At 50.5% G+C, this 23,855-nt stretch carries 22 protein-coding genes and 1 riboswitch; of the genes, 12 read left to right on the top strand and 10 right to left on the bottom strand.

From position 1 onward, the window contains the following. Positions 1-10 precede the first annotated feature (10 nt). Genes K365_RS0124365 through minE form a run of 3 tightly spaced genes read left to right on the top strand, consistent with a single transcriptional unit; the run spans position 11 to position 1,808 of the window. Positions 11-700, top strand: coding sequence for a septum site-determining protein MinC (locus K365_RS0124365; RefSeq protein ID WP_006966860.1), 690 nt, complete (start codon positions 11-13; stop codon positions 698-700). 29 nt (positions 701-729) lie between these two features. Beyond that, positions 730-1,527 carry a septum site-determining protein MinD gene (gene minD, locus K365_RS0124360; RefSeq protein WP_024336724.1) on the top strand — a complete coding sequence of 266 codons (798 nt, stop codon included), beginning with the start codon at positions 730-732 and terminating at the stop codon, positions 1,525-1,527. Positions 1,528-1,541: 14 nt separating this feature from the next. Then, positions 1,542-1,808 (top strand): cell division topological specificity factor MinE, encoded by a 267-nt coding sequence (minE, locus tag K365_RS0124355; protein ID WP_006966858.1) that lies wholly within the window; start codon positions 1,542-1,544, stop codon positions 1,806-1,808. 78 nt (positions 1,809-1,886) lie between these two features. Here the strand turns inward: minE and aspS are convergent, their stop codons facing one another. The 5 genes from aspS to K365_RS0124330 form a co-directional block, all read right to left on the bottom strand. Continuing rightward, entirely contained in the window at positions 1,887-3,674 is a 1,788-nt protein-coding gene (gene aspS, locus K365_RS0124350) for an aspartate--tRNA ligase (protein ID WP_024336723.1), read from the bottom strand. Between the two features lie 31 nt (positions 3,675-3,705). After that, positions 3,706-4,965 carry a histidine--tRNA ligase gene (hisS, locus tag K365_RS0124345; protein WP_006966856.1) on the bottom strand — a complete coding sequence of 420 codons (1,260 nt, stop codon included), beginning with the start codon at positions 4,963-4,965 and terminating at the stop codon, positions 3,706-3,708. An 81-nt stretch (positions 4,966-5,046) separates the two neighbouring features. Beyond that, positions 5,047-6,342, bottom strand: a complete 1,296-nt coding sequence (gene hisD / locus K365_RS0124340; protein WP_024336722.1) for a histidinol dehydrogenase — start codon at positions 6,340-6,342, stop codon at positions 5,047-5,049. A gap of 159 nt (positions 6,343-6,501) precedes the next feature. Next, positions 6,502-8,229 (bottom strand): aldehyde ferredoxin oxidoreductase family protein, encoded by a 1,728-nt coding sequence (locus K365_RS0124335; RefSeq protein ID WP_024336721.1) that lies wholly within the window; start codon positions 8,227-8,229, stop codon positions 6,502-6,504. A gap of 206 nt (positions 8,230-8,435) precedes the next feature. Beyond that, positions 8,436-9,119: a Crp/Fnr family transcriptional regulator gene (locus K365_RS0124330; protein ID WP_006966853.1), complete on the bottom strand. Its 684-nt coding sequence runs from the start codon at positions 9,117-9,119 to the stop codon at positions 8,436-8,438. Between the two features lie 190 nt (positions 9,120-9,309). Here K365_RS0124330 and K365_RS0124325 point away from each other — a divergent pair, with 190 nt between their 5' ends. From K365_RS0124325 to K365_RS0124300, 6 genes are all read left to right on the top strand, one after another. Further along, on the top strand, positions 9,310-10,044 hold the full coding sequence (locus K365_RS0124325; RefSeq protein ID WP_006966852.1) for an HD domain-containing protein: 735 nt from the start codon (positions 9,310-9,312) through the stop codon (positions 10,042-10,044). A gap of 46 nt (positions 10,045-10,090) precedes the next feature. Beyond that, the gene (locus tag K365_RS0124320) at positions 10,091-10,837 is read left to right on the top strand and encodes an ATP-binding protein (protein ID WP_024336720.1); all 747 of its coding nucleotides are present in this window, start codon (positions 10,091-10,093) and stop codon (positions 10,835-10,837) included. Then, the gene (locus K365_RS0124315) at positions 10,834-11,481 is read left to right on the top strand and encodes a 4Fe-4S binding protein (protein ID WP_024336719.1); all 648 of its coding nucleotides are present in this window, start codon (positions 10,834-10,836) and stop codon (positions 11,479-11,481) included. The genes K365_RS0124320 and K365_RS0124315 overlap by 4 nt, the downstream gene beginning before the upstream one ends. A gap of 198 nt (positions 11,482-11,679) precedes the next feature. Then, complete coding sequence (locus tag K365_RS0124310) at positions 11,680-12,642, top strand: TAXI family TRAP transporter solute-binding subunit (protein ID WP_024336718.1); 963 nt, start codon at positions 11,680-11,682, stop codon at positions 12,640-12,642. A gap of 122 nt (positions 12,643-12,764) precedes the next feature. Then, on the top strand, positions 12,765-14,498 hold the full coding sequence (locus K365_RS0124305; protein WP_024336717.1) for a TRAP transporter permease: 1,734 nt from the start codon (positions 12,765-12,767) through the stop codon (positions 14,496-14,498). A gap of 188 nt (positions 14,499-14,686) precedes the next feature. After that, positions 14,687-15,202: a MarR family winged helix-turn-helix transcriptional regulator gene (locus K365_RS0124300; protein WP_006966846.1), complete on the top strand. Its 516-nt coding sequence runs from the start codon at positions 14,687-14,689 to the stop codon at positions 15,200-15,202. Here the strand turns inward: K365_RS0124300 and K365_RS0124295 are convergent. Together K365_RS0124295 and K365_RS0124290 are read right to left on the bottom strand one after the other, a co-directional pair. Beyond that, positions 15,199-15,837, bottom strand: coding sequence for a response regulator (locus tag K365_RS0124295; protein WP_006966845.1), 639 nt, complete (start codon positions 15,835-15,837; stop codon positions 15,199-15,201). The two genes, K365_RS0124300 and K365_RS0124295, sit on opposite strands and share 4 nt — an antisense overlap. Next, positions 15,834-17,933: a sensor histidine kinase gene (locus K365_RS0124290; protein WP_245569303.1), complete on the bottom strand. Its 2,100-nt coding sequence runs from the start codon at positions 17,931-17,933 to the stop codon at positions 15,834-15,836. Before K365_RS0124290 ends, K365_RS0124295 begins: the two co-directional genes overlap by 4 nt. 106 nt (positions 17,934-18,039) lie before the next feature. Here K365_RS0124290 and K365_RS0124285 point away from each other — a divergent pair, with 106 nt between their 5' ends. Further along, positions 18,040-18,327 carry a MoaD/ThiS family protein gene (locus tag K365_RS0124285; protein ID WP_024336714.1) on the top strand — a complete coding sequence of 96 codons (288 nt, stop codon included), beginning with the start codon at positions 18,040-18,042 and terminating at the stop codon, positions 18,325-18,327. Then, the gene (gene thpR, locus K365_RS0124280) at positions 18,320-18,901 is read left to right on the top strand and encodes an RNA 2',3'-cyclic phosphodiesterase (protein ID WP_024336713.1); all 582 of its coding nucleotides are present in this window, start codon (positions 18,320-18,322) and stop codon (positions 18,899-18,901) included. The genes K365_RS0124285 and thpR overlap by 8 nt, the downstream gene beginning before the upstream one ends. A gap of 31 nt (positions 18,902-18,932) precedes the next feature. On the opposite strand, the gene K365_RS0124275 is transcribed toward thpR, so the two are convergent. Together K365_RS0124275 and K365_RS0124270 are read right to left on the bottom strand one after the other, a co-directional pair. Further along, positions 18,933-20,399, bottom strand: a complete 1,467-nt coding sequence (locus tag K365_RS0124275; protein WP_024336712.1) for a cobyric acid synthase — start codon at positions 20,397-20,399, stop codon at positions 18,933-18,935. After that, positions 20,396-20,908, bottom strand: a complete 513-nt coding sequence (locus K365_RS0124270) for a cob(I)yrinic acid a,c-diamide adenosyltransferase (RefSeq protein WP_024336711.1) — start codon at positions 20,906-20,908, stop codon at positions 20,396-20,398. The genes K365_RS0124275 and K365_RS0124270 overlap by 4 nt, the downstream gene beginning before the upstream one ends. Before the next feature lie 318 nt (positions 20,909-21,226). Beyond that, positions 21,227-21,411: riboswitch (cobalamin riboswitch) on the bottom strand. A 199-nt stretch (positions 21,412-21,610) separates the two neighbouring features. On the opposite strand from K365_RS0124270, the gene K365_RS0124255 reads away from it, so the two are divergent. After that, the gene (locus K365_RS0124255) at positions 21,611-22,864 is read left to right on the top strand and encodes a DEAD/DEAH box helicase (protein WP_024336708.1); all 1,254 of its coding nucleotides are present in this window, start codon (positions 21,611-21,613) and stop codon (positions 22,862-22,864) included. On the opposite strand, the gene K365_RS0124250 is transcribed toward K365_RS0124255, so the two are convergent. Beyond that, positions 22,848-23,852, bottom strand: coding sequence for a radical SAM protein (locus K365_RS0124250; RefSeq protein WP_024336707.1), 1,005 nt, complete (start codon positions 23,850-23,852; stop codon positions 22,848-22,850). The two genes, K365_RS0124255 and K365_RS0124250, sit on opposite strands and share 17 nt — an antisense overlap. Positions 23,853-23,855 lie beyond the last annotated feature (3 nt).

Genomic DNA, 23,855 nt, shown 5'->3' with positions numbered 1-23,855 from the left:
AACCGATATCATGATAAATTTTGAAAACGCGGCACCTGTTAAACTGAAGGGCGTTGGTGGCGGGTTATGGGTTACCCTGGATATTTCCCGTCCCAAAGTTGAGCTGATCGCTGAATTAGATAAGCTGTTTGAAAAATTGAAACATCTGGCGGTCAATGCCAGTGTCGTCATAGACATGGGAGATGCCCAGGGTCAGGAAGATTTTTTTTTCCTGATTAAAACCAGACTCATTGAAAAATTCGAGGTGGGACGGGTAACAACCTCTCCCCAGAAACCATCTTCTCCTACCCAAAGAATCCGTCAGCGGGACCTTTCCAGGGGGTGGAACCATCATCGCAGCGATGTTCTGATGCTCAGAGGCAGGGTCCGTTCCGGTCAGAAAATTGAAACCGCCCGGCATGTGGTGATTTACGGAGATGTGAATCCGGGAGCTGAAATTATTGCCGGTAAAGATATTATTGTTTTAGGACGACTGGCAGGAAAAGTGCACGCAGGCAATCCGGAAAATGAGGATGCCATTGTGTTCGCCCTTGCCTTTGAACCCACAGTGATAAAGATTGCCGCAGTCACGGTCACCGGCAGTGAACAATCCTGTCATACCGTGCCGGTATTCGCCAGTATCAGGGATGGCGGTATTCTGGTACAAGATTATATGAAAACAAATCCGTTCCGGAAAATGCCCTGGCCGGCGGTCGTTTAATTTATACTTTAAACAGTTGAGGTGTTGATTTGCAAGGTAAAATCATTGTTGTCACATCCGGAAAAGGCGGTGTGGGAAAGACCACTGCCACATCTTCCATCGGCGCTGCCCTGGCCCTTGAAGGAAATCGGGTGGCTATCGTGGATATGGATATCGGACTGCGGAACCTGGATGTGGTCATGGGGTTGGAAAACCGGATCGTTTTCAATATTGTGGACGTGGTCCTGGACCGCTGCAAAGTGGAACAGGCAGCCATCAGGGACAGACGGATTGAAAACCTGTTTCTGATTCCCGCTTCCCAGAGTGATAACAAAGATGTACTGACCACGGCAGGCGTGGAACGGGTCGCCAAGCAGCTGCGGTCCCGGTTTGATTATATTATCATGGATTCACCCGCCGGAATTGAACGGGGGTTTGAAAATTCCGTGGTGGCAGCGGATGAAGCTCTGGTGATCTGTACGCCGGATGTGTCCGCGGTCAGGGATGCGGACCGGGTGATCGGATTGCTGTATGCCCGGTCATTGAATCCCAGGCTGATCGTCAACCGCATCGAGCCGGCCCGGGTGACGCGTGGAGAAATGCTCAGCCATGATGATGTGATGGAAGTGCTGTCCATCGACCTTGTGGGGCTGGTTCCCATGGATGAAAAAGTGTTGATTTCTTCCAATACCGGGGCCCCGCTGGTACTGCAAAATGATTCAAAAGCCGGGGCTGCATTCCGGCGGATTGCCAGGCGATTGAACGGAGAAGAAGATCTGCCCATTGAAATGCCCGTCTATAAAACCAGTATGTGGCAAAAAATAAGCAAGACTTTCGGGTTAAAATAAGAAGGAGAAGTCGCATGCTCAGCGGATTATTGAAACGGTTCACCGGTAAAAAAAACAGTAAGGATGCCGCCAAAAAACGTCTCCAATTTTCTTTGATTTATGATAAACTCGAGGTCAACGATACCACCTTGACAGATCTTCAGCAGGATATTGTGGATGTGATTTCAAAATATTTCGAGATTGACAAAGACGCATTGGAGTTGAAAGTCAAGCGGGATGACGATGTGTCGGCCCTGGTGTTCAACACCCCCATCCTTCATGTCAAACGAAAACGGGCGTAATTTTTTTTGTATCTTTGTTTTATTTGCCCGCCGGGAAATATATTTCCCGGCGGGCGTTCTTTTAAATGGAAAAACGGGTCATTCCCCGACATGGGTTGTACGGATGCCCAGTTCCAGCAGCTGAGCCGGTGACGCGGTGGAAGGCGCTTCGGTCAAGGGACAGGTGGCTTTCTGGGTTTTGGGGAATGCAATGACATTCCGGATGGACTCTTCCCGGCATAAAAGCATGATCAGCCGGTCCAGGCCAAAAGCGATCCCCCCGTGGGGAGGGGCACCGGAATCCAGGGCATCCAACAGAAATCCGAATTTTTCCCGGGCCTGTTCCTCTGATATGCCCAGACAGCTCAATACCTTTTCCTGGAGCGCTGTATCATGGATACGAATGCTGCCGCCGCCGATTTCAATGCCGTTGAGCACCAGGTCATAGGCCCGGGAGTTGACTTCAAGAGGGGCCGTGTCCAGTTTGGGAATGTCTGTTTCACTGGGAGCGGTAAACGGGTGGTGCAGGGCCTGGTAGCGTTTTTCTGTTTCATCGTATTCCATCAGCGGGAAATCGGTCACCCAGGTGAAGGAATATTGATCTTCCGGAATCAGGTTCAGACGCCGGGCCAGCTCATTTCTTAACTGACCCAGGGCTTCGTTGGCAATGACCGGCTGGTCTGCCACAAAAAATACAATATCTCCCGGTTCCAGATCCAGACGGTCTGTCAGGGCCTGTTTTTCATCATCTGTGAAAAATTTGGCAATGGGTGACTGCCACTGGTCCTCCTTGATCTTGATCCAGGCCAGCCCTTTTGCCCGGTACACAGCGGCAAATTCCGTGAGATCGTCAATCTGTTTTCGGGTAAAGGATGCGCAGCCTTTGGCATTGATGGCCTTGACCAGACCGTTGCTTTTGACCACGCTGGAAAACAGTTTGAATCCGGTGTGTTCAACGATATCGGAAACATTCACCAGCTCCAGATCAAACCGCAGATCCGGCCGGTCCAGGCCGAAACGATCCATGGCCTGGGCATGGGTGAGCCTGGGAAAAGGAGTTTTCAGGTCCAAATTCAACACGTGTTTAAAAATAGCCGTAATCAGCCCTTCAGCCATTTCCATGATCTGTTCTTCATTCACAAAAGACAGTTCCATGTCGATCTGGGTGAACTCCGGTTGACGATCCGCCCGCAGGTCTTCATCTCTGAAACATTTGACGATCTGGTAATACCGGTCGAAACCGCTGATCATGAGCAGCTGTTTGAACAGTTGCGGCGATTGGGGCAGGGCATAAAACTGACCCGGGTTGACCCGGGAGGGAACCAGATAATCCCGGGCCCCTTCCGGTGTGGACTTGGTTAAAAAAGGGGTTTCAATATCGATGAATCCGTTGTGATCCAGATAATTTCGGATGGCCATGGTGGCTTTGTGACGGGCCAGGATATTGTGTTTGAGCTGGGGACGTCTCAGGTCCAGATACCGGTATTGAAGCCGGATGTTTTCCGAGGCTTCCACCCGGTCTTCAATGAGAAAAATAGGGGTTTTTGCTTTAGAAAATATTTTAAGTTCTTCCACCAGGATCTCTATGGCGCCGGTGGCCATCTTGGGATTGCGCATATCTGCCGGCCGGGCTGCTACTTTTCCTTTGATCCCTAAGACAAATTCGCTTCGGATCTCCTGGGCTTTTTCATGGACTGCCGGTGAAATCAACGGATTGAAGACCACCTGAGTGATGCCTTCCCGGTCCCGAAGGTCCACAAAAATGACCCCGCCATGGTCCCGGCGGTGCTGGACCCATCCCATCAGCACCACGGTTTTGTCAATGTCTGTTTCCCGAAGATCGGCACAAAAATGGGTTCGTTTCATATTTCCTAATAAATCACTCACCAGGTCTGTCCTCTATATTTTAATAATTGGGTTATTTGTGTTTCAACACAGCTTCGATTTCAGGAACCAGCCGGTCCATGGAGATGGAAACCTGTTCTTTGGTTTTCATGTTACGAAGAATCAGTGCATTGTCGTTAAGTTCCGTTTGTCCGGCAATGAGTACATACCGGGCATTGAGTTTATCCGCCCGTTTCATCAGGGCTTTCAGGCTTTTTCCCCTGAAGTCCGTGTCGGTTTTGATACCTGCCTGGTTCAGGTCGCAGGACAGGTGATAGGCTGTTTCCATGGCCGCATCGCCCAGCGCCACAATGAACAGGTCCGCTCCGGGGTCTGCCGGCATGGGTGTGAGTTGTTCCATGATTTCCACCAGCCGGTCAAACCCGATGGCAAATCCAATGGCAGGGGTGTCGGGTCCGCCCAGTTGTTTGACCAGACCGTCATATCTGCCGCCCCCGGCCACAGCGCTCTGGGCGCCCAGGCTGGTGGTCTGAATTTCCCAGGCCGTGCGGGTGTAATAGTCCAAGCCCCGCACCAACGAGTTATTCACCGAAAAATCCACCCCCTGTTTTTCCAGGGTGGTTTTCACGATATTGAAATGGTCTTCACAGGCCGGACACAGGTGATCCACCGTGGCCGGCGCACCGATCAGGGCCGCCTGGCAGGTCTGTATCTTGCAGTCCAGCACCCGCAGCGGGTTTCGCGTCATCCGCCGGGTGCAGATCTCACACAGATCCTGCTTTCGTTCTTCCAGAAAATCCAGCAACGCCCGGGTGAACTTCGGCCGGCACTCCGGGCATCCCAGACTGTTGATCTGGGCGGTCAGTCCGGTCAGCCCCAACCGTTTAAACAACTGGTGCAGCAGAAAAATCAGTTCACAGTCCACATAGGCGGAATCCACACCAAACACTTCCGCATCGATCTGATAAAACTGGCGGTACCGTCCTTTCTGGGGTCTTTCCCGCCGGAACATAGGCCCGGTCATGTAAAATTTTCTCACCGGTTCCGTGGCATACAGTTTGTGCTGAATGTATGCCCGGCAGATGGAAGCGGTGGCTTCCGGCCTCAGGGTCAGCTTGTCCCCGTTCCTGTCGTCAAAAGTGTACATCTCTTTTTCGACAATATCAGTGGTCTCTCCGATACTCCGGGCGAACAACCCGGTTTTTTCCAGAATCGGGATGCGGATTTCCTGGTATCCATAAGCGTTGAACAGCTCAACAGCCAGATTTTCAACTTTCTGCCACAGCCGGATCTGTTCCGGCAGGATGTCTCTGAACCCTCGGATGGTCTGCATGGTTTAAGTCTTCATGTATGGGTTTTTTGCCAATTTTTAATACAATCGATCAATATAGTTTAAAAACCGCTTGTGAGTCAATTATTTTCTGATTTTCACGGAATTGGCGTGGGCGGTCAATCCTTCAATCTCTGCCAGCCGGATCACATCTTCTGCCTCATTTTCAAAGGCGGTTCTTGAATAGTGAATCAGGCTGGTTTTTTTGATGAAATGGTCCACACTCAGGGCCGAAGAAAACCGGGCCGTGCCGGCTGTGGGCAGCACATGATTGGGACCGGCAATGTAATCGCCCATGGGCTCCGGGGTATAATGTCCTAAAAACAGGGCCCCGGCATTCTGGATCCGGTCGATATAGTCAAACGGGGCAGATACCATCAGTTCGAGATGCTCCGGCGCCAGCTGATTGGACAGATCAATACCGGTCTCGATATCCGGCACCAGCATGATGGCACCGAAGTTGTCAATGGACTGCCGGGCCGTATCCTGTCTTGCCAGTGCGCTGAGCTGCCGTTCCAGGATGGAAGCGGTCTGTTCGGCCAATTTTCTGGAATCGGTCACCAGAATGGCGGAGGCTCTGGCATCATGTTCGGCCTGGGACAGCAGGTCCGCAGCCACAAATTCCGGGTTGGCCGTGTGATCCGCAATGATGAGAATTTCACTGGGCCCGGCGATCATGTCGATGCCCACGGTGCCGGCAACGATTTTTTTGGCCAGAGTCACATAAATATTGCCCGGTCCCACAATGACATTCACTTTGGGCACCTGCCGGGTACCATAGGCCAGAGCAGCTATGGCCCAGGCACTGCCGGCCTTGAACACCGAAGTAATGCCCATTTTTGCCGCCGCTGCCAGAATATGGGGATTGACTTCACCATTTTCCATGGGCGGGGTCATCAAAGCAATGGTGGACACACCCGCCACTTTGGCAGGGATTCCTCCCATGAGCACGGAGGACACCAGCGGGGTTTTCCCGCCTTTGGCGCCCGGGACATAAATGCCGGCAGCTCCGACCGGACGTACCAGCTGTCCCACAATGACCCCGTTTCTCGGGGTGTCGATCCATGCGTTCTGCTTCTGTTTTTCATGGAACCGGGTGAGCTGATCAATGGCCCGTTTCAGGGAATCCAGAAATAGAGGGTCCACGGATGCCAGGGCATGTTCAAACTCGGCATCCGTCACTTTCAGCGTATCCTGAGTGACGGCCCCGGAATCAAACTGGTTGGTGTATGCCACCAGGGCCTCGTCTCCCCGGGTTCTGACATCATCGATAAACGCCTGTACATTGTCATAATCGGCTTTGGAAAACCCAAGGCCCCGGTCAATGATGTTCCGGACACGCGCCCGGACGTCGGCGGAAGGATATTCAAACAGTTTCATGATAAATAAGGCTTTATTTTGTTAAGTGATTTAAAAACTGGCTTATTTTCAATATTGAAGGAAAGATATACCAGAACAGGCAGGATAAATCCAGAGAATCACATCAGGGCGAAAATTTTTTTCGCCCTGATGCAGGAGTCAGAAGAGAATACCTTGAATTTAGAAGTTCAGGGTTTTCTGAAGGTCTTCAATGGTGAAATCCCACGGTACATTGTGCGGGGGCACCGGTTCGTTAAACATTTCCGGCAGCTGATCGTCGATTTCAGTAAAACCGGCCTTTTTGTTGAATTCTTTTTCATTTCTGAGAATGGATTTCCCCAGTTCCAGAATATCATCCGGGGTCAGGTTCAGGCCGTACCGGGCATTGAGCATCTGGGCAATGGTGGGCAGGCCGTCTTCATTGTCGAGAACCGCAAACGCCACAAACAGACAGAGCCCGGCCGCATCCACGGCAGCGGTTGCGATCTGCAGTCCCTGGGACAGTTCGATGTTGCCTTCATTTTTGTGGGGATCGATGGTGCCGCCGACGCTCAGAATATTGGCGGTGACGCCATATCCAGCCGTATGATCCGCGCCCATGGGTGTGGTGGCATAGGTGACGCCGACGCCTTTGCAGGTTCTGGGATCATAGGCCGGCAACGCCTGTTTTTTCACCACCGGAACCCGGTCCACGCCCAAAGCGTCCCCGGTGAACAAGGCCCCGTTTCCGATGATTTTGCCTTCGGGTGCGTATTCCCCCACTTTGGACAGCAGGTCAATGGCGGCCTGGCCGTCACCCCAGGGAATCATCCCGCCTTCCATGGCAATACCGATGGTGACCCCGGTTTCAATGGTGTCTAAACCGAAATCATCACACATTTTATCCAGAGTGGCAATTTGATCCATATCCTGGATGGTGGTGTGGGCACCGAAGGCCCAGATGGTTTCATACTCAAACCCGCAGGTCAGGAAATTGCCGTCTTTGCCGTGATAGACATTGGAGCATTTGATCACACATCCGGGATGACAGGCTTCGGTGGTGATGCCGTTGCGTTTTTCAATGGTTTCCGCCATGGTTTCGCCGGAAATGGCCTGGGCATGGTCGAACCGGCCGGATCTGAAGTTTTTGGTGGGAAGGGTCCCGGCTTCGTTGATGACATTCACCAGTACGGCCGTGCCCAGAGCCGGCAGGCCTTCACCGGTGACCGGATGGTTTCTCAGCATTTCCACCCATCGTTTGTTGGCGGCCTTGAACGCATCCGGATCCTTGATTTCCACCCGGGGCGCACCAGAATCATCCACCACGATGGCCTTGATTTTTTTGGATCCCATGACCGCACCTAAGCCCCCTCTGCCATGTGCCCGTCCGGGACGGCCGTTCATGTCCGCCTGGTTGATGGACGCGCCTTTCAGGCATTGTTCACCGGCCTGGCCGATACTTAAGACGCCGACGTTTTTACCGTATTTGTTCCACAGGGTTTCCATGACCGCATAATTGCCTTTTTTGACCAGATCGTCTGCGGATTCAATGGAAACACCGTCTTTGTCAATTTTGATCAGGCTGTAATCGTTGCCTTCGGGTTTGTCTTCCAGAACCAGGGCGGTGATTCCCAGTTTTGCCAGTTTCTGGGACACAAGTCCTCCGGCGTTGCTTTCCTTGATTCCGCCGGTTAACGGCGATTTGGCGCCGGCGGAAAGCCTTCCGGAATCTGCGGCCGGAGATCCGGACAGGACCCCGGGAGCAAAGATGAGTTTGTTGTTTTTTCCCAACGGATGGCAGGTGGCCGGGACCTCATCCAGAATCATTTTGGATGTCAGGGCTCTTCCGCCTAAGCCGGCATAGGTATCCGGTGTCTCTTCAAAGTTGAATGTTTTTTCTTTGGTGTTGATTCTCAATAACTTTCCCATGTTTCCTCCTTGGCAAGATTGTTGGACATGTGACAATGATTTTTCTGAACGGTTTTGTCCAGTATCTGTGATTTTTTTTGTGACGATGTTTTTCAGTCCCAAGTGACCCGTGCCCCGGAAATCAAAACATCTGTATTTTTCAGTTATGCCATGACAATAAATTTTAGTCCAGTATAAAAAAACGGTTTTTACTTCCGGGGAACAGGTTATTGTAACCGGCCGGATTCAGACAGTTCTATCAGGCCTTCTTTGTCCAGAATGTCGATGGTCTTTGTCTGCACTAGTATCAAACCGGTATCCCCCATTTTTTTGAGCATTCTGGAGATGGTTTCCGGTGTGGTGCCGATAAGGTTGGAAAGCTGGGCTTTGGAGATGGGAAGACGGACCCGGACAGGGTTTTTCTGTTCTTTGGATAATGTCAATATGTATGCAGCCAGCCGGGCCGGCACCTCCTTGAGGCTCAGCGCTTCGATCTGGATGGTAAAGGCCCGCAGCCGTCTGGAAAGATCGGCCAGCATGTTCATGCTCAGGGCCGGAGTGGTGGTAATCAGTTCAACAAACCGGTCTCGGGGTAAAAAAATAATATCCGAGGGTTCCAGGGTCATGGATGAAGCGGGAAAGCTCTTGCCCTGAAATACCGGCACTTCTCCGAACGTGTGACCCGGGCCGAAAATATGGAGAATCTGTTCTTTGCCATCCAAAGACAGCTTGAAGACTTTTATTTTTCCGGTTTCGACAATATAGATGCCATCGCCTTTGTCACCGTCGTGAAAAATCATGTCTCCACGTTTGAAAGTCAGTCGGACGGCAATGCTGGATAGGATTTTCAACTGATCATCGGACAATCCGGAAAAAAGGGGAATGGTCTTTAAAATATCGATACCGGTCACAGCTCCTGTATTTTTGATTAACGATCCGCGGCCATTGACACTTTTTTAAAAATCGCCAAAAATAAATGATCCCCTTGATTCAGATCAAGGTATTTCATTTCGTTTTATAGTAGGTTTGCATCAGATTGTAAAGCAGATTGCCGGATGAATGAATCGATAAACAAATCAATAATAAGAAGGAAGGTGGCGTATGAAATGTCCGGGACAAGATACCCAGTACTGGGACCAGAACGCGATTTTTGAAACCCAATGTCCGGAATGCGGACATCCCATGGAATTTTTCAAGGATGATGCCACCCGGCGATGCGGTCACTGCCACAAGAAAATTGTGAATCCGAAAATGGATTTCGGGTGTGCGGCATATTGCAAGTATGCTGAACAATGCCTGGGCACATTACCGGAAGAGTTTGTGGCCCAGCAGGAAGATCTGTTGAAAGATCGGGTGGCGGTGAAGATGAAACAGTATTTTGGTACGGATTTCAAACGGATCGGCCATGCCGGGCGGGTGGCCCGGTATGCGGAGAAAATTGGTAAAAAAGAAAAAGCCAATTTGGCGGTGGTGCTTTGTGCCGCGTATCTCCATGATATCGGCATCAAAAATGCGGAAAAAAAATATGGGTCCGCCGAAGCAAAATATCAGCACATCGAAGGTCCGCCCGTGGCCGGAAAAATTCTGGAAGATCTGGGAGCCAAGGAAAAGCTGATCACCGAGGTGTGTGACATCATTTCACACCATCATCATCCCAAAAATTCGGAAACCATTAATTTTAAAACGGTCTATGATGCGGATATTCTGGCCAATATGGAAGACTGCCGGGGAAAAGAGCAGATCGATGCAGACACCCTGGCCCGGAAAATCGATGGCATTTATCTGACGGATGCGGGAAAAGACCTGGCTCGCCAGATTTTGATTCAAAAAGGATGATAATCCACAGCGTATAACCGATACATAATTATAAAGGAACAGAATCATGAAAGTACTTAGAAAAATAATTGAAATCGATGATGAAAAATGTGATGGGTGCGGCAATTGTGTGCCGTCTTGTGCAGAAGGCGCCATTCAGATTGTGAACGGCAAAGCGCGTGTCATTTCAGACAAGTATTGTGACGGATTAGGGGCCTGTCTGGGCGAATGTCCCCGGGATGCATTGCATATTGTGGAAAGAGAAGCCGAAGAATTTGATGAGGCAGCGGTTCATGAACTGCTCAAACAACAGGCCCAGGCTGAAAAATCGACAGGTCAGAGAAAACCGGCCATGACCGGCGGCTGCCCGTCCGCAGCCTTGAAAACCTTTTCCGACACGTCATGCGACTGTGCCAATCAGCCCCGGGTGACCGGTTCCGGCGGTCCTTCCGCTCTGGGACACTGGCCGGTTCAGATTCGCCTGGTACCGGCCGGCGCGCCGTTTTTGAAAGATGCGGACCTGGTGATTGCCGCCGATTGTGTGCCCGTGGCTTATCCGTCGTTTCACAGGGATTTTCTGGCAGGCAAAGCAGTGATGATCGGGTGTCCCAAATTTGACGATACCCAGGGATATGTGGATAAATTGACGGATGTGTTTAAAAAATCCGGCATTAAAAGCATTACCGCCGTGATCATGGAAGTCCCCTGTTGTTCCGGACTGCCTCATATTATTCAGAAAGCACTGGAAAACAGCGGCATGGATATCCCTTTTTCACAGGTAACGATCAGCGCCCGGGGCGAGATCCTTTCATGACAAAGACCGGCCAAAAAAAGCCGGTGACCGGGTATGATGTGTCTGTGTGTTTCGGCAGCAAAGGGTGTCCCCATGTCGCTTTATCCACAGCGGATCTGGCAAGGAAATTGACCTTTTTGTTGACACAGGCGGATATTCCGGGATTTCTAAAATCATCTACCAACGGGAAGATCCGGCCCCATCATGAATTACGCATTGTGCTCAGTGATTGCCCCAATGCCTGTTCCCGCCCCCAGATCGCAGATATCGGTATCATCGGTGCGGTGGTCCCGGGGGTGGGAGATGCGGCATGTACCGGCTGTAACGCCTGTGTCCGAAAATGTCCGGACCGGGCGATTCGGTTGACAGACACATCAGATGGAAATAAAACACCGGTCATTGATATGAATTTATGCCAGAGATGCGGCCAATGTGTTCATGTCTGCCCGGGCCGAACCCTTGAACCGGTTCAGTCCGGATTCCGCATTTTGCTGGGGGGACGGCTGGGCCGGCATCCCCGGCTGGCCATGGAAATGCCGGGCCTTCATTCCCATGACCAGGTAGTGGCAACCGTTGAAACCTGTTTGAATTATTACAAAACCCATTCTCGAAACGGGCAGCGCTTTTCTCATCTTTTTTCTCGCATTGATCAGGTGTTCGCCTGATTTCTTTTGATACATTCCAGGAATCTGAGGCTTACCCTGTTCACGCGTGATCTGTCTGATATCCTGAGATTGTAAGAAAAATTACTACAGCATAATCAGAAATCTTCCAATTGATCCTTTACTTTCCCCTTGATAGAGTCGTATGAATAAAAAAATATGTGATCGTTTTTTTAACCCGTATTATTCAAGGAGGATTGTATGAAAGCAAGGCATCTTTTATTCATTGGAATGATTGCAGTCGTTTCCATGGTATGTTCCCAGACTGCGCTGGCCAAGGAAAGAATCGTGTTCGGCGGCGGTCCTGCCGGCGGAACCTTTCAGGTGGTGGCCAATGCCATCCAGGTGTATGACCCCATCAAAGAACTGTCTGATATCCGGGTTCAGGCCCAGTCTTCCGCCGGTTCTGTGGAAAATTTGAGAAAAACCGATGCCGGCCGTCAGCAGATGAGCGTGGTCTATTCCGGCCATGTGTATCAGGGCCGGAACGGCAAGATGAAAAATGACCCCAAAAAATATGAAAACGTCATGGCTGTGGCATTCCTGTATGGCGCTCCGGCCCAGCTGGTGGTCAAAGCCGGGTCAGGGATTAAAAGTGTCAAAGACCTGGAAGGCAAAAAAGTGGGTGTGGGTAATGCCGGATCCGGTGCATTTGCCAACTGTGAGCTGTTTTTCACCCATATGGGGATCTGGGATAAAATTGAAAGAAATGCCATGGGGTATAACGATGCGGCCCAGGCTTTCGGCAACAACCAGCTGGATGCATTCTGGCTGTTTGTGGGATATCCCACCGGCGCGGTCATGATGGCGGCCCAGACCAATGACATTGACATGGTCGATCTGGACAAGGATGCAGTATCTTCCGGATTTTACAAGGAATATCCATATTTTGCCAAGGTCACCATTCCTGCCAACACCTATAAAGGAGTGGACTATGATGTGAGTTCGTTTCAGGATGCCGCACTGTGGGTGGCCAACAAAGATGTGTCTGCCGATGCCGTCTATGAGATGCTGTCTCTCATCTATACCGACGAGGGACTGGCCCATATGGTTTCCCAGAAAAAAACGTTTAAAAGCATGTCTATTGAATCCGGCCCCACCGGCGTCGTCACCCCGTTTCATCCGGGTGCTGAGAAATTCTGGAAAGAAAAAGGGGTTTTGTAATACAGCAGCCTGACCCTTTTTATTAGAAATACCGGACACGGGACAAGGACGTCTGGTGTCCGGTAATTTTTTTTGGACCGGTATGCCTGTGACAACCATATCAGCAAATAGGAAAGCGGATTGTGTACCATAAATTAAATCGATTCGAGAAAATTTTTTTTGATATCTGTGCGGTGACACTGGTGCTGTTCTACGCATGGGCGGCCGTGGTCCAGCCCATGGCCACTCAGTATCACCGGGGTGTGTATGTTATCATAACGTATGTGCTGGTCTTCCTGCTCTATAAGGCAAAAACCACGATTGGCCGGATTCTGGACTATATTCTGATTGTTTTGTCGGTTGTCTGTGTCGGATACTGGATTATCATGTTTGAGGCTATCAACTACCGGACCGGGGCAGAAACCCCGGTGGATGCAGTTTTCGCCATTGTGGGGGTGCTTATCGGGATCGAGCTGGCCCGGCGGGTGGTGGGCAACGTGTTTGTCATCATGGGGGTGGTGTTTCTGGTTTACGGGGTTTACGGATACAAGGCCCCGGATCTGATCTCCCATGCCGGGGCCCCGTTCACGGAGTTGTGTGTCAGTATCTTCTATAAAAGTGATGGGGTGTTCGGGATCATGGCCAGTGTGCTGGCCACTTATGTGATCTTGTTTGTGCTGTTCGGCGCGTTTCTGGAAAAATCCGGGGCCCAGAAATTTTTCATTGACTGGCCCCTGGCGGCGGTGGGCCACCGCATCGGAGGTCCCGGAAAAGTATCGGTCATCGCTTCGGGCCTGTTCGGCTCCATTTCCGGCAGTGCCATTGCCAATACCGTGTCCACGGGCATGTTCACCATTCCCATGATGAAAAAAGCCGGATTCCGGCCCCATGTGGCCGGTGCTATCGAACCGGCCGCGTCAATCGGCGGGATGTTCATGCCGCCCATCATGGGGGCCGGCGGTTTTATCATGGCGGAACTGACCGGGCTGCCTTATTCCCACATCATGCTGGTGGCCATATTTCCGGCTTTTATGTATTTTTTTTCCGTGTTTGTCATGGTGCATTATGAAGCCAAAAAAGACAACGTGGTGGGGGAAAAATCCAAATTCAGTGCCATGGAAATTTTCAAGAAGCAGTGGTTTTACATTATGCCGCTGGTGATTATCACGGTGTTCATGCTGTATGGATTTTCTCCGGCCTATTCCGCGATTCTGGGTCTGATCACCTGTATTGCGATCTCATGGGTGAGAAAGGAAACCCGCATCGGCCCTAAGCGGTTTGTGGAAGCGGCCCGGGAAGGCACAGAAAACAGTCTGAAAATCGGTGCCACCGTGGGCGTCATCGGGATTATTATCGGGGTATTGACGTTTTCCGGCCTGATTCTGACCTTTGCCGACATTATGATCGATCTGGCAGGCGGGTCTTTGCTGCTCACCATTCTTTTGGTGGCCCTGGCCTCTCTGGTGCTGGGCATGGGGGTTCCGGTGACGGCCGCGTATCTGGTGACTGCCGTGGTGGCGGTGCCGGCCCTGACCCACCTGGGCGTGAACGAGCTGGCGGCTCATATGATCGTATACTGGCTGTCCCAGGATTCCAATATCACCCCACCGGTGTGCATTGCCGCGTTTGCCGGTGCCACTATTGCTAAAGCCAATATGTGGAAAACCGCGTTTACCTCTTTTAAATTTGCCAAATTTCTTTATCTGGGCCCCCTTCTTTTCGGATACGTGCCCGGATTCTCCCTGGACGGCAGCCCCATGGACATTGTCAAAGCGTTTGTTGCCATTATTATCGGTACATATATCTATTCCTGGTTTCTCAGCGGAATCTGGATTTCTTCTTTGAAAAATCTGTTTTCCAGAAAATCAGCTGCCTGATCCGGCCTGTTTTTGTCCGGCAAAAAGCCGTTTTCCTCGAGCGATCCATGCTTCCGGGGGAAGCGGCTTTTTTTATGCCCATTGTTCTGGCGAGCAAAATTTAGTTGCCATATCAACTTTTTTCAGTCATATTAAGTCCAAACTTACCAAAATCGCTGACAATTACCACGGTAATGGAAAAAATAGACATGAAACAGACTCAATTGGTACCTGAATTTACGGCTTCCCCTTCGGATACGCTGGAACTGGAAACATTTGAACGGGTTATTGACACATCCATTGCCTATCTGGTGGGCAGAACTTCCCGGGCCATCATTAAACGGCTGACCAAAAAATTTGCAGATGCCGGATTTGATGTCAGTTATGAACAATGGAGCATTCTGGTTCATTTATACCGAAAAGACGGACAAACCCAGCAGGAACTTTCCAACGTGTCGGTCAAGGACAAGGCAGCCATCACCCGGTTGCTCAATGTGCTGGAAAAAAAGAATATCGTGCTTCGTGTGCCGGACCGGTCCGACAAGCGCAGCAAACTGGTTTATCTGACACACAAAGCCAAATCTTTTCGGGATGATTTAATTGCCATGGTCATGGAGATGCTTGTGGAAGCGGAACAGGGGATTTCTCACGAGGAGATGGCCCAGTGTAAATCCACGTTAAATAAAATCTTCACCAATTTTTCCCGGCTGAATCTGTCGGATTAAAATTCCACCAGGCGATTCTGTATGGCATATCTGGACAGATCCGCGTTGTTTCTCAGGTTCAGTTTTTTCAAGAGCCTGGACCGATAAGTATCCACGGTTTTAACACTGATATTGTAAGTAATGGCAATTTCCCGGTTCGTACTTCCCGTGGCCAGTTTGCGCAATACCTGGAGTTCGCGCATGGATAAAGATTCCATGGCGTGTTTGTTTTTGTCGCCCCGAATGAAACGCAGGGCCAAGGCTTCACTGGCTTTTTCCGTCAGATACCGACCCCCGGAATGAATTTTTTTCACTGCCGCCACCAGCTGCTCGGGTGCGGACTGTTTGGTGACATATCCCATGGCGCCGGCTTCCATGGCCCGGATCACATATTGTTCTTCCTCATGCATGGTTAAAATAAGTACCGGGATTTTGGGGCAGTAACTGTTCATGCGCGCCACCACTTCCAGCCCATCCATGCCGGGCATGGATATGTCGATAACAGCCACATCCGGTTGTTTTGTCATGGCCAGATCAAAAGCGGTTTCTCCATCGGACGCTTCGGCAATGACCTTGATGTCGGAGCTGTCTTCCAGAACCCGCCGCAATCCGTCTCTGACAATACTGTGATCGTCGGCCAGCAACACAGTGATCATGACCATCCCTCCACGTTTACCTTGCAGGTGATTCGGGTTCCGCTGCCTATTTGCGACGTAATGTCCAGCCATCCGCCTGCCAGATTGGCCCGTTCCATCATGCCTTCCAGTCCGAAGCCGGTTCTGCTTTCGTCTGGATTAAAGCCGATACCGTTGTCTTCCACCGTCAATACCAGCCCTTTGGCATCGGTTCTCAATTCAACAATGATGGTGGTGGCTTTTGCATGGCGGATGGCATTGGTGACCGCTTCCTGGCCGATTCGGTAAAGGGCGGTGGCCAGCGTTTTATCGATCTGCGGGATGACATCCCGGCGAAAGACACAGGAGACATTGGATCGTTTTTCAAAATCAGATACCAAAGATTCCAGTGCATCTGACAAGCCCAGGTCATCCAGCACCCTGGGGCGGAGCCGATAAGCCATATCCCTGACGTCCTGAATGGTTTTGTCAATGAGCAGACTCATTTTTTCGGCCCGGTCCACGGCCTGATCCGGAGAAGATGTAAAATGGTTTTTCACCCACATCACATCGATGCGTAATGCGGTCAATACCTGCCCCAGATGGTCATGAAGCTCCCGGGCCACCTGTTCTTTTTCCCGTTCCTGGGAAGCAATGATGTTTTTGGATAAATTTTTCAGGCTGCTCTGGGCTTTTTCCAGTTGTGCCGTTCTCAGGCGCACCTGTTTTTCCAGATCATGGGAGTATCGGGCCAGTTTTTCCTTGGCATGTTCCAGATCTTTCTGGGTTCGGTTTTTTTCCGTCACATCCACACTTACTGCCAAAGAACGAACTACCCGGCCCGTCTCATCTCTGACCCCGTAACTGGAAAGAAGAATATCCATTTTATCTTTGCTTTTTTTCACATAGGTATAGGGGATATCTTTGAAAAACCCGGTGTTGAAAAATTGGGGAAAGACCTTTGACAAGGCAAATTTTTTGGATTCCGGAGTGAAAAAATCCGTCAAATGCCGGCCGATGACCTCATCTCGATCATATCCCATGACATCCACCCAGTGATCGGACACCCGGATAATTCTTCCTTTGGTATCAATGGAATGGAGCATGATCGGCGTTTTATGGTAAATATGTCGATATCTCTCCTCACTGATCCGCAGTTTTTCCTCGGCTGTTTTTCGCTGACTGATTTCTTTGGCGGCCTGTTGATACAGAAAAAAAACCAGGATGCCCGCCAGACTGGTAATAAAGATCACCCCCGGGCCGATCCCTTTGATGAACGGGGCGGAGAACTGCTTTTCAAGCAGTTTTTTGTTTTTCAAAGACACCACGCGCCAGTCAGGATACCGGGGTACTGACAAAGAGGTATATAGATATGCCTCTTTGTTTTGATCCGTGACCCGGTCTTTGGTCTGTGTCCGGCGGAATCCGGACCAGCCCCAGGGGCCGTTGCCGAATTGACGGGACTGGACAATCTGGTCTTTTGTTTCATTGTCCACAGGCCACAGCAGTTTAAACCGGTATCGGGATTGATTGCTGATGAAAATGATGCCATTGGGGCTGACAAAGAAAAGCAGATGTTCCGGGTTGGAAAACAAAGTGGTTTCCAGAAACTCAATGGAAGATTTTATCACGGCCACTCCGATGATTTCCTGTTTCTCGGGATGATACACCGGATGGCTGTAATAGACCCCCCGTTTCATGGAAGTGACGCCAAGGGCGAGGTAACTGTCCGGTTGCCCCTGGATGGCGGATGTGAAATAGGGTCTGAAAGAAAAATCATGGCCCACAAAACTGTCGAACTGATTCCGGTTGCTCGAACAGATGGTATTGCCCTTCAGGTCCATCAGATAGCTGACATCCAGTTCCAGGGATCGGGTAAACATATCCAGAATCTGGTTGGCTTTGAAAAGGGTTTCAAGGTTTGTGTCCACAAGAACGGTTTCCAGTTCTTTGATCCGGGACAGCACACGAACGGATTTGATGTGTTCAGACAGGGACGTCGCCAACTGGTCGGTCAGCAGTTTCAGCTGTGCAACCGCCTGGGTTTCCCCGGTCTGAATGCTGGCTTTACGAAACGAATAATAAAACAGCCATCCTCCCGTGGATACGGATAAAAAAGCAAAGATTGCCAGAATCATTATGATCAAACGAAGACGCATTTGTTACATATAGGCAGAAGTTTCATATTTTTTCAATTGAGAATATTTCAGGCATTGGATAAAATGAATCAAAAGGAGAATAATCATGCCGACAATTACGTTTAATGCATTTTCATTTTTACAAAAAAAACTTCAGCAGAATAATCTGCCTTTTTCCAATGTCTCATTGTCCATTCCGGATGGTACCACCGCTGAAATGCTGGTGCAGCAGATGCAGCTGACCCCCGAGGATGTGGAAGTGGTGTTTGTGAACGGCCGTGTCCAGCCTTTTTCAACGGTTCTCAAAGATCAGGATCGTGTGGCATTTGTTCCCCAGGGAACACCGGGACCCTACCGGGTGCTTCTGGGATTCAAAAACAAGCGTCATGGCTGAATCGTCAGATGTTGTCCGGACGTTTATTGCCATACCGTTGCCGGATGCTGTCAAACGGTTTTTATCAGATATCCAGTCGGAACTTAAATCAGCCGGATGGCTTGCTGCCTGGCCCAATCCGGAGAGATTTCATTTGACACTGAAATTTTTAGGTCCGATCCCCAGGGAGTTGCTGATACCCCTTCAATCTGTCATGGCGGCATTTTCCGGCGCATATCCGGCATTTACTCTGACAGCCGGGGGTATCGGTGTCTTTCCTAATGTCAGAAACGCCCGGATCGTATGGATCAGTATTCATGAACAGACAGAACATCTGATGCAGGTTGTGACGGATTTGGAAAAAAAGCTTCACCCCATGGGTATTCCGGCGCAATCCCGGCCATTTTTTCCGCATATTACTCTGGCGCGTATTAAAAAACCGGTCCGGCCGCATGATATGATTTCTGTGATCAAGCGTTTTGAAAGCAACTCTTCGCATGCGTTTCCGGTTAACCGCCTTGTCTTGTACAAAAGCCGGCTTCAACCGCAAGGCGCGGTGCATTCTCCATTGTTTCAGATCATGTTGAATCATTGAAACAATCAAGTCATTGTATTGCCCTGTTTTTTTAAATCAGCGCTTCCAGATCCAGATAGGTTTCCATATGTTTTTTCAGATGATCGTAATCCTTGTCTTTTTCAATGGCTGCGTCAATTGAAAAATCCAAAGGATGAGCCAATCCGATTAAATCAAACCATTTTTTGATAATGGTGTTGAAATCAAAAAATCCGTGAACATAAGTACCGGCCACTTGACCATTGTCTGCCAGGCATCCGTCGGTTTCTTTTACGGGGATGCCATTTCTGGAAACAATGCGGATAAACGGAACGCCGCCGGTCAGCTGCGTGGCACCCATGTGAATTTCATATCCTCTGCCATAGGCATCGCCCCATCTGAACTCGCTTAATGTGGTGGTTTTGGGGGATTGCAGCAGGGTTTGGACCGGCAGCAGTCCCAGTCCCCGGGTCTGTCCCGGGGAACCTTCCAGCCCGTTTGGATCTTTTACCCATTGTCCCAGCATCTGGTATCCGCCGCAGATGCCGAAAACATGGCCGCCCTTGCGCACATAGTCATTCAGCGGAGTTTCAAACCGTTCCATGACCCAGGTTAAGTCTTTTCGGGTATTTTTGGAACCCGGAATGATGATGGCGGTAAACCGGTCCAGCTGTTTTGGCGAATCAATGAAAACCGTTTGCAGGCCATGGATTCTGGCCAGGGCATGAAAATCGGTGAAATTGGCGATGTGGGGCAGTCTTAAGATAGCAACAGCAGGAATGTTTTTTTCTAATAACTTGAAATCATTTATTTTTTCTATTTCAACCGAATCTTCGGCATCAATTTTAAAATGAGAATACCAGGGCAACACCCCTAAAACCGGTTTGCCGGTGTGCTGTTCAATCCAAGCCATGCCTTGTCTGAACAAATCGATATCTCCCCGGAACCGGTTGATAATGATCCCTTTGACCATGTCACGATAATCATCCGGCAGGCAGGCCAGGGTCCCCACCACCTGGGCGAAGACCCCGCCCCGGTGAATGTCTGCGGTTAAAATGACATCGGCATCGGCATATCGGGCCATGGGGAAATTGACAATGTCCGTGTCCATGAGGTTGACTTCGGCACAGGATCCGGCCCCTTCCAGAACGATGCGGTCATATCCGGCAGCCAGGGCGTCAAACGCCTGACACGCTTTTTCAAAATAAAATGCTTTTCTGGTATGGTAATCCATGGCTGTGTGGTTGCCGTGAACCTTTCCGTTCAGAACGACCTGAGATTGTTTGTCTCCAAACGGTTTCAACAAAATGGGATTCATGTGTACATGGGGTGCGATCCGGGCCGCCTCGGCCTGAACGATCTGTGCCCGGCCGATCTCCAGGCCTTCCGGGGTGATGCCGGAATTATTGGACATGTTCTGGGCTTTGAAAGGCGCTACCCGCTGACCTTTGTCCGCCAGATACCGGCAGATGCCCGCAGCAATAATGCTTTTGCCCACATCCGATCCTGTACCCAGAACGGCAATGTTCGGTGCGTTCATTTTTCAATGCCTTTGCGGGCCGTGACTCCCTGATGATAATAGTGTTTAATCTCTTTCATCTCAGTGACCAGGTCCGCTCGGGTGATCACTGCGGCGGATGCGTCTCTGCCTGTGATCACCAGTTCCACATTATCCGGTTTCAGATCCATGAAACCCAGCAGTTCATTCTCGGTCAACAGCTGGCAGGTAACCGCCACATTGCCTTCGTCCACGATCACCAGGTCATGGGCATTGGCTTTCAAAATCCCGCACAATCGGGCATATCCCTTTCGGGCCGCCGCTTTTTCATCTTCAGACGGCATGCCTCTGACAAATTTGCCCATGCCGAACTGTTCCACGGTCACATTTTCAAATAAGGATAATGCCTTGATTTCCGAATAGGGTCCCTGCTTGAGGAACTGTCCCACAAACACCTGAAGCCCGGCCCCGGCCCCCCGCAGGGCCAGCCCTAACGCGGCCGTGGTTTTTCCTTTTCCGTTTCCTGTATATATTTGTATATATCCTTTCATGGCATCTCCTGAATTTTATTTGTCAGCATATGACAGCGAAGTGGTATGAAAATCAACCAAGGTGTTAAATGGAATGTATGGATGTGTTTCATGTGAAACATTCTTTGAGTCCCATGGCAGGGATATCGGGCCGACCCCCGGAAGGAAGAGGGAAAACAGAACCACCAGATATCCTGTTTTCCCTCCGGGTATGGCAACCGGTATACTGGAGAACATGAGTCATCCTGTCGTCAAGGCATTAAAAAACCCATATCAGCAGTACTGATATGGGAACCGTTTTTATCCTCATTTTGTTGATCACTCCAAGTCCTCGCTAGCATACGATCAACTGTTCAGGCAGGTCTTCTGACTTCCGGATCTTTTTACCAGCCACCCCTTCCCGTGTATGTCTCATCAGTGGTTGTGTGTGGCGTTCATCCCCGGTTACAGCGGCGGGACCGTCCCTGACTTTCACAGGGTTCCCTTTTAACTGCGTGGGCAGCACCTGAAACAATAAATCACCTTACCTGCTTGCCTTGGGAGTGTCAAGAATAAAATATGTATCCGGAAGGGTAGAACTGTCTGTATATATTGACATCTCAGGCAAACAATACGATAAAGACATTCAATGGGTTGCATGCGTTTGCGTTTCAAGCCCATTATCTGTATTTTAAATAAAAACCCATCAATTAACAGTATCTTGCCGAAAGTGTAGACGCATTTATGAAATTTGAAAATTATCCAATCGCAGCCGCTATAAAAAGAAATCTGGCCGCCGCCGGATTTAAACGGCCTACCGATATCCAGTTCAAGGCGATTCCCTGCATTCTCAAGGGAGAAGACGTGCTGGCCGTGGCCCAGACCGGTACGGGAAAAACCGCTGCCTTTGCCATTCCCGTTATCGATCGGATCCATAAGTCCAAACAATCCAGAGCCCGTGCCGGGATCCAGTGTGTTGTCATGGTTCCCACAAGGGAGCTGGCAGGTCAGATCGGCGCGGTATTCAATACCTTGTCCAGTCATACCCGGGTGAATCCGTTTGCGGTTTTCGGCGGCGTGGACCAGGACCGGCAGATCGCCCGGCTGAAAGACGGCATCGATGTGCTGGTGGCCACGCCGGGACGTATGTTTGATCTCATCAGCCAGGGCGCCATCTCTCTGTCCCGGGTGAACACCCTGGTGCTGGATGAAGCGGACCGGATGCTGGCCCAAGGGTTTCTGGAAGATATCCAGGCCATTAAGAAAAAACTGCCCCAGCGGCACCAGACCCTGTTTTTTTCCGCCACCATTGACAAAGAAATCAAGAAACTGGCGTTTTCCCAGGTAAGAACGTCTGCCATCCGGATTCAGATTGCGCCGGACTCTCCGGTATCCAGAAATGTCTCCCACTGGGTGGTGGAAATGGAGATGGATGACAAGCGGTTTTTTCTGCGGCGGTTTATCCGGGATCATGAAAACGAGCGCATCCTGGTGTTTGTCAGAACCAAAGTCAGAGCGGAACGGGTGGCCAAGGCGCTTGACAGGGATCACATTGCTTCGGCCACCCTTCACGGGGACAAGGATCAGGCGGAACGTACCCGGGTGCTGGCCCGGTTCAAGGCTGGAGAAGAACCCATTCTCATTGCCACGGATGTGTCTGCCCGGGGCATTGATATTCCCAATCTGGATTATGTGATCAACTATGATCTGCCGGACAACCCGGAAAACTATGTGCACCGGGTGGGCCGGACCGGCCGGGGCACACGCAAAGGTCAGGCGTTTTCATTTTGCAGCCCCAATGAAAAAACACTGCTGAATCAGATCCAGGCATTGATTAATGAAGAAATTCTCATTCAGCCGGTCACCCCCCAGGAGTATGCCCAGATTCTTCTGGACCCCAAAGATACCGAAGGGCTCAGGCAGATGATTCTGACCCATGAAGCCGGGGATCCCAAAAAATCACGGAAAAAACCAAAAAAATCTAAACGGTCCGGCTGAGTTCCTGCTTGAGCATGCAGCAGGCGATTCTGTGGGCGGGTGTGCCGTCTGCCAGATAATCCAGATTGCCGGGCTGGATGATTTTGTTCATGACACATCCTTCAGGGATGGTCAGATCAAACAGCTGGGTTTCATTGACGGGCAAAGACGGCACCAGGGTGTTGTCCCGGATGGTAAAGGCATGCAGCGGGTAATCTTCGCACAAAGGACACCGGTACACCCGGCCGTTGGGAAACACAAAATAGTTGTCCGCCACAATGCCTGCACAGGTAAATGCCTCGCCTTTTTCCAGAAATACTTTGGGATAGGTGACAATGATGCCGGTTTCAGCAATGGTGTGAGCCACTTCAGGAATCACTGACAGCCACAGGTCCTTGGATACCTGATGGGTGTCGGTACTGCCGGCAGCGGATTTGCCCCGCATGCCGATGACCTGGATAAAAAATCGGTGAATATCCAAAGATGACACCAGATCAGGCATTTGGGACAGCTCATGCAAATTTTTGTCAGACACCGTATAGATCATGGCGCAGGAAAACCCTTTCTTCCGTGACCGGTGAATACCTGAGATCACCGCATCATAGCTGCCCTGCCCCCGAATGGCGTCATTGGTGGCAGGGGTGGCTCCATCCAGGGAAAATGAGATGAAATCCACATCTTCGGGTGTGATTTTTTCAAGGATATCGTGGAACAGAAACCCGTTGGTGTCAATGGTAATGGACTTGAAATGAAACTGTCGCGCTGATTTGACAGCCGCCGGCAGATCCTTGTGCAACGTCGGCTCGCCCCCTAAAAAAATCAGATTGGTCCGGGATGCTTTATGGGCAAACAGGCCCAGCCACTGCCGGATGGTGTCGATGGAAAGGGTCTGTCTGCCATGCTGGTCCGGGTTGATATAGCAGTGGGCGCAGGACAGGTTGCACCGGGTAAGAATATGAAAAAAAAGATTGGAGGAGTCTTTGGAAAAAGCAACGGTTTTTTTCTGCATGTT

This window comes from Desulfotignum balticum DSM 7044 (assembly GCF_000421285.1).
In the GTDB taxonomy this organism is placed as follows: domain Bacteria; phylum Desulfobacterota; class Desulfobacteria; order Desulfobacterales; family Desulfobacteraceae; genus Desulfotignum; species Desulfotignum balticum.
This window is presented reverse-complemented; position numbering and strand designations above follow the sequence as displayed.

Coding starts and splice junctions, on each gene's coding strand:
- K365_RS0124285 (WP_024336714.1), top strand. CDS start 18,040: ATGCCGACAATTACGTTTAATGCATTTTCATTTTTACAAAAAAAACTT.
- K365_RS0124250 (WP_024336707.1), bottom strand. CDS start 23,852: ATGCAGAAAAAAACCGTTGCTTTTTCCAAAGACTCCTCCAATCTTTTT.
- K365_RS0124270 (WP_024336711.1), bottom strand. CDS start 20,908: ATGAAAGGATATATACAAATATATACAGGAAACGGAAAAGGAAAAACC.
- K365_RS0124365 (WP_006966860.1), top strand. CDS start 11: ATGATAAATTTTGAAAACGCGGCACCTGTTAAACTGAAGGGCGTTGGT.
- thpR (WP_024336713.1), top strand. CDS start 18,320: ATGGCTGAATCGTCAGATGTTGTCCGGACGTTTATTGCCATACCGTTG.
- hisD (WP_024336722.1), bottom strand. CDS start 6,342: ATGAAACTGTTTGAATATCCTTCCGCCGACGTCCGGGCGCGTGTCCGG.
- K365_RS0124335 (WP_024336721.1), bottom strand. CDS start 8,229: ATGGGAAAGTTATTGAGAATCAACACCAAAGAAAAAACATTCAACTTT.
- K365_RS0124320 (WP_024336720.1), top strand. CDS start 10,091: ATGAAAGTACTTAGAAAAATAATTGAAATCGATGATGAAAAATGTGAT.
- K365_RS0124295 (WP_006966845.1), bottom strand. CDS start 15,837: ATGATCACTGTGTTGCTGGCCGACGATCACAGTATTGTCAGAGACGGA.
- K365_RS0124290 (WP_245569303.1), bottom strand. CDS start 17,933: ATGATTCTGGCAATCTTTGCTTTTTTATCCGTATCCACGGGAGGATGG.
- K365_RS0124325 (WP_006966852.1), top strand. CDS start 9,310: ATGAAATGTCCGGGACAAGATACCCAGTACTGGGACCAGAACGCGATT.
- minE (WP_006966858.1), top strand. CDS start 1,542: ATGCTCAGCGGATTATTGAAACGGTTCACCGGTAAAAAAAACAGTAAG.
- K365_RS0124315 (WP_024336719.1), top strand. CDS start 10,834: ATGACAAAGACCGGCCAAAAAAAGCCGGTGACCGGGTATGATGTGTCT.
- K365_RS0124255 (WP_024336708.1), top strand. CDS start 21,611: ATGAAATTTGAAAATTATCCAATCGCAGCCGCTATAAAAAGAAATCTG.
- hisS (WP_006966856.1), bottom strand. CDS start 4,965: ATGCAGACCATCCGAGGGTTCAGAGACATCCTGCCGGAACAGATCCGG.
- K365_RS0124275 (WP_024336712.1), bottom strand. CDS start 20,399: ATGAACGCACCGAACATTGCCGTTCTGGGTACAGGATCGGATGTGGGC.
- K365_RS0124300 (WP_006966846.1), top strand. CDS start 14,687: ATGAAACAGACTCAATTGGTACCTGAATTTACGGCTTCCCCTTCGGAT.
- K365_RS0124310 (WP_024336718.1), top strand. CDS start 11,680: ATGAAAGCAAGGCATCTTTTATTCATTGGAATGATTGCAGTCGTTTCC.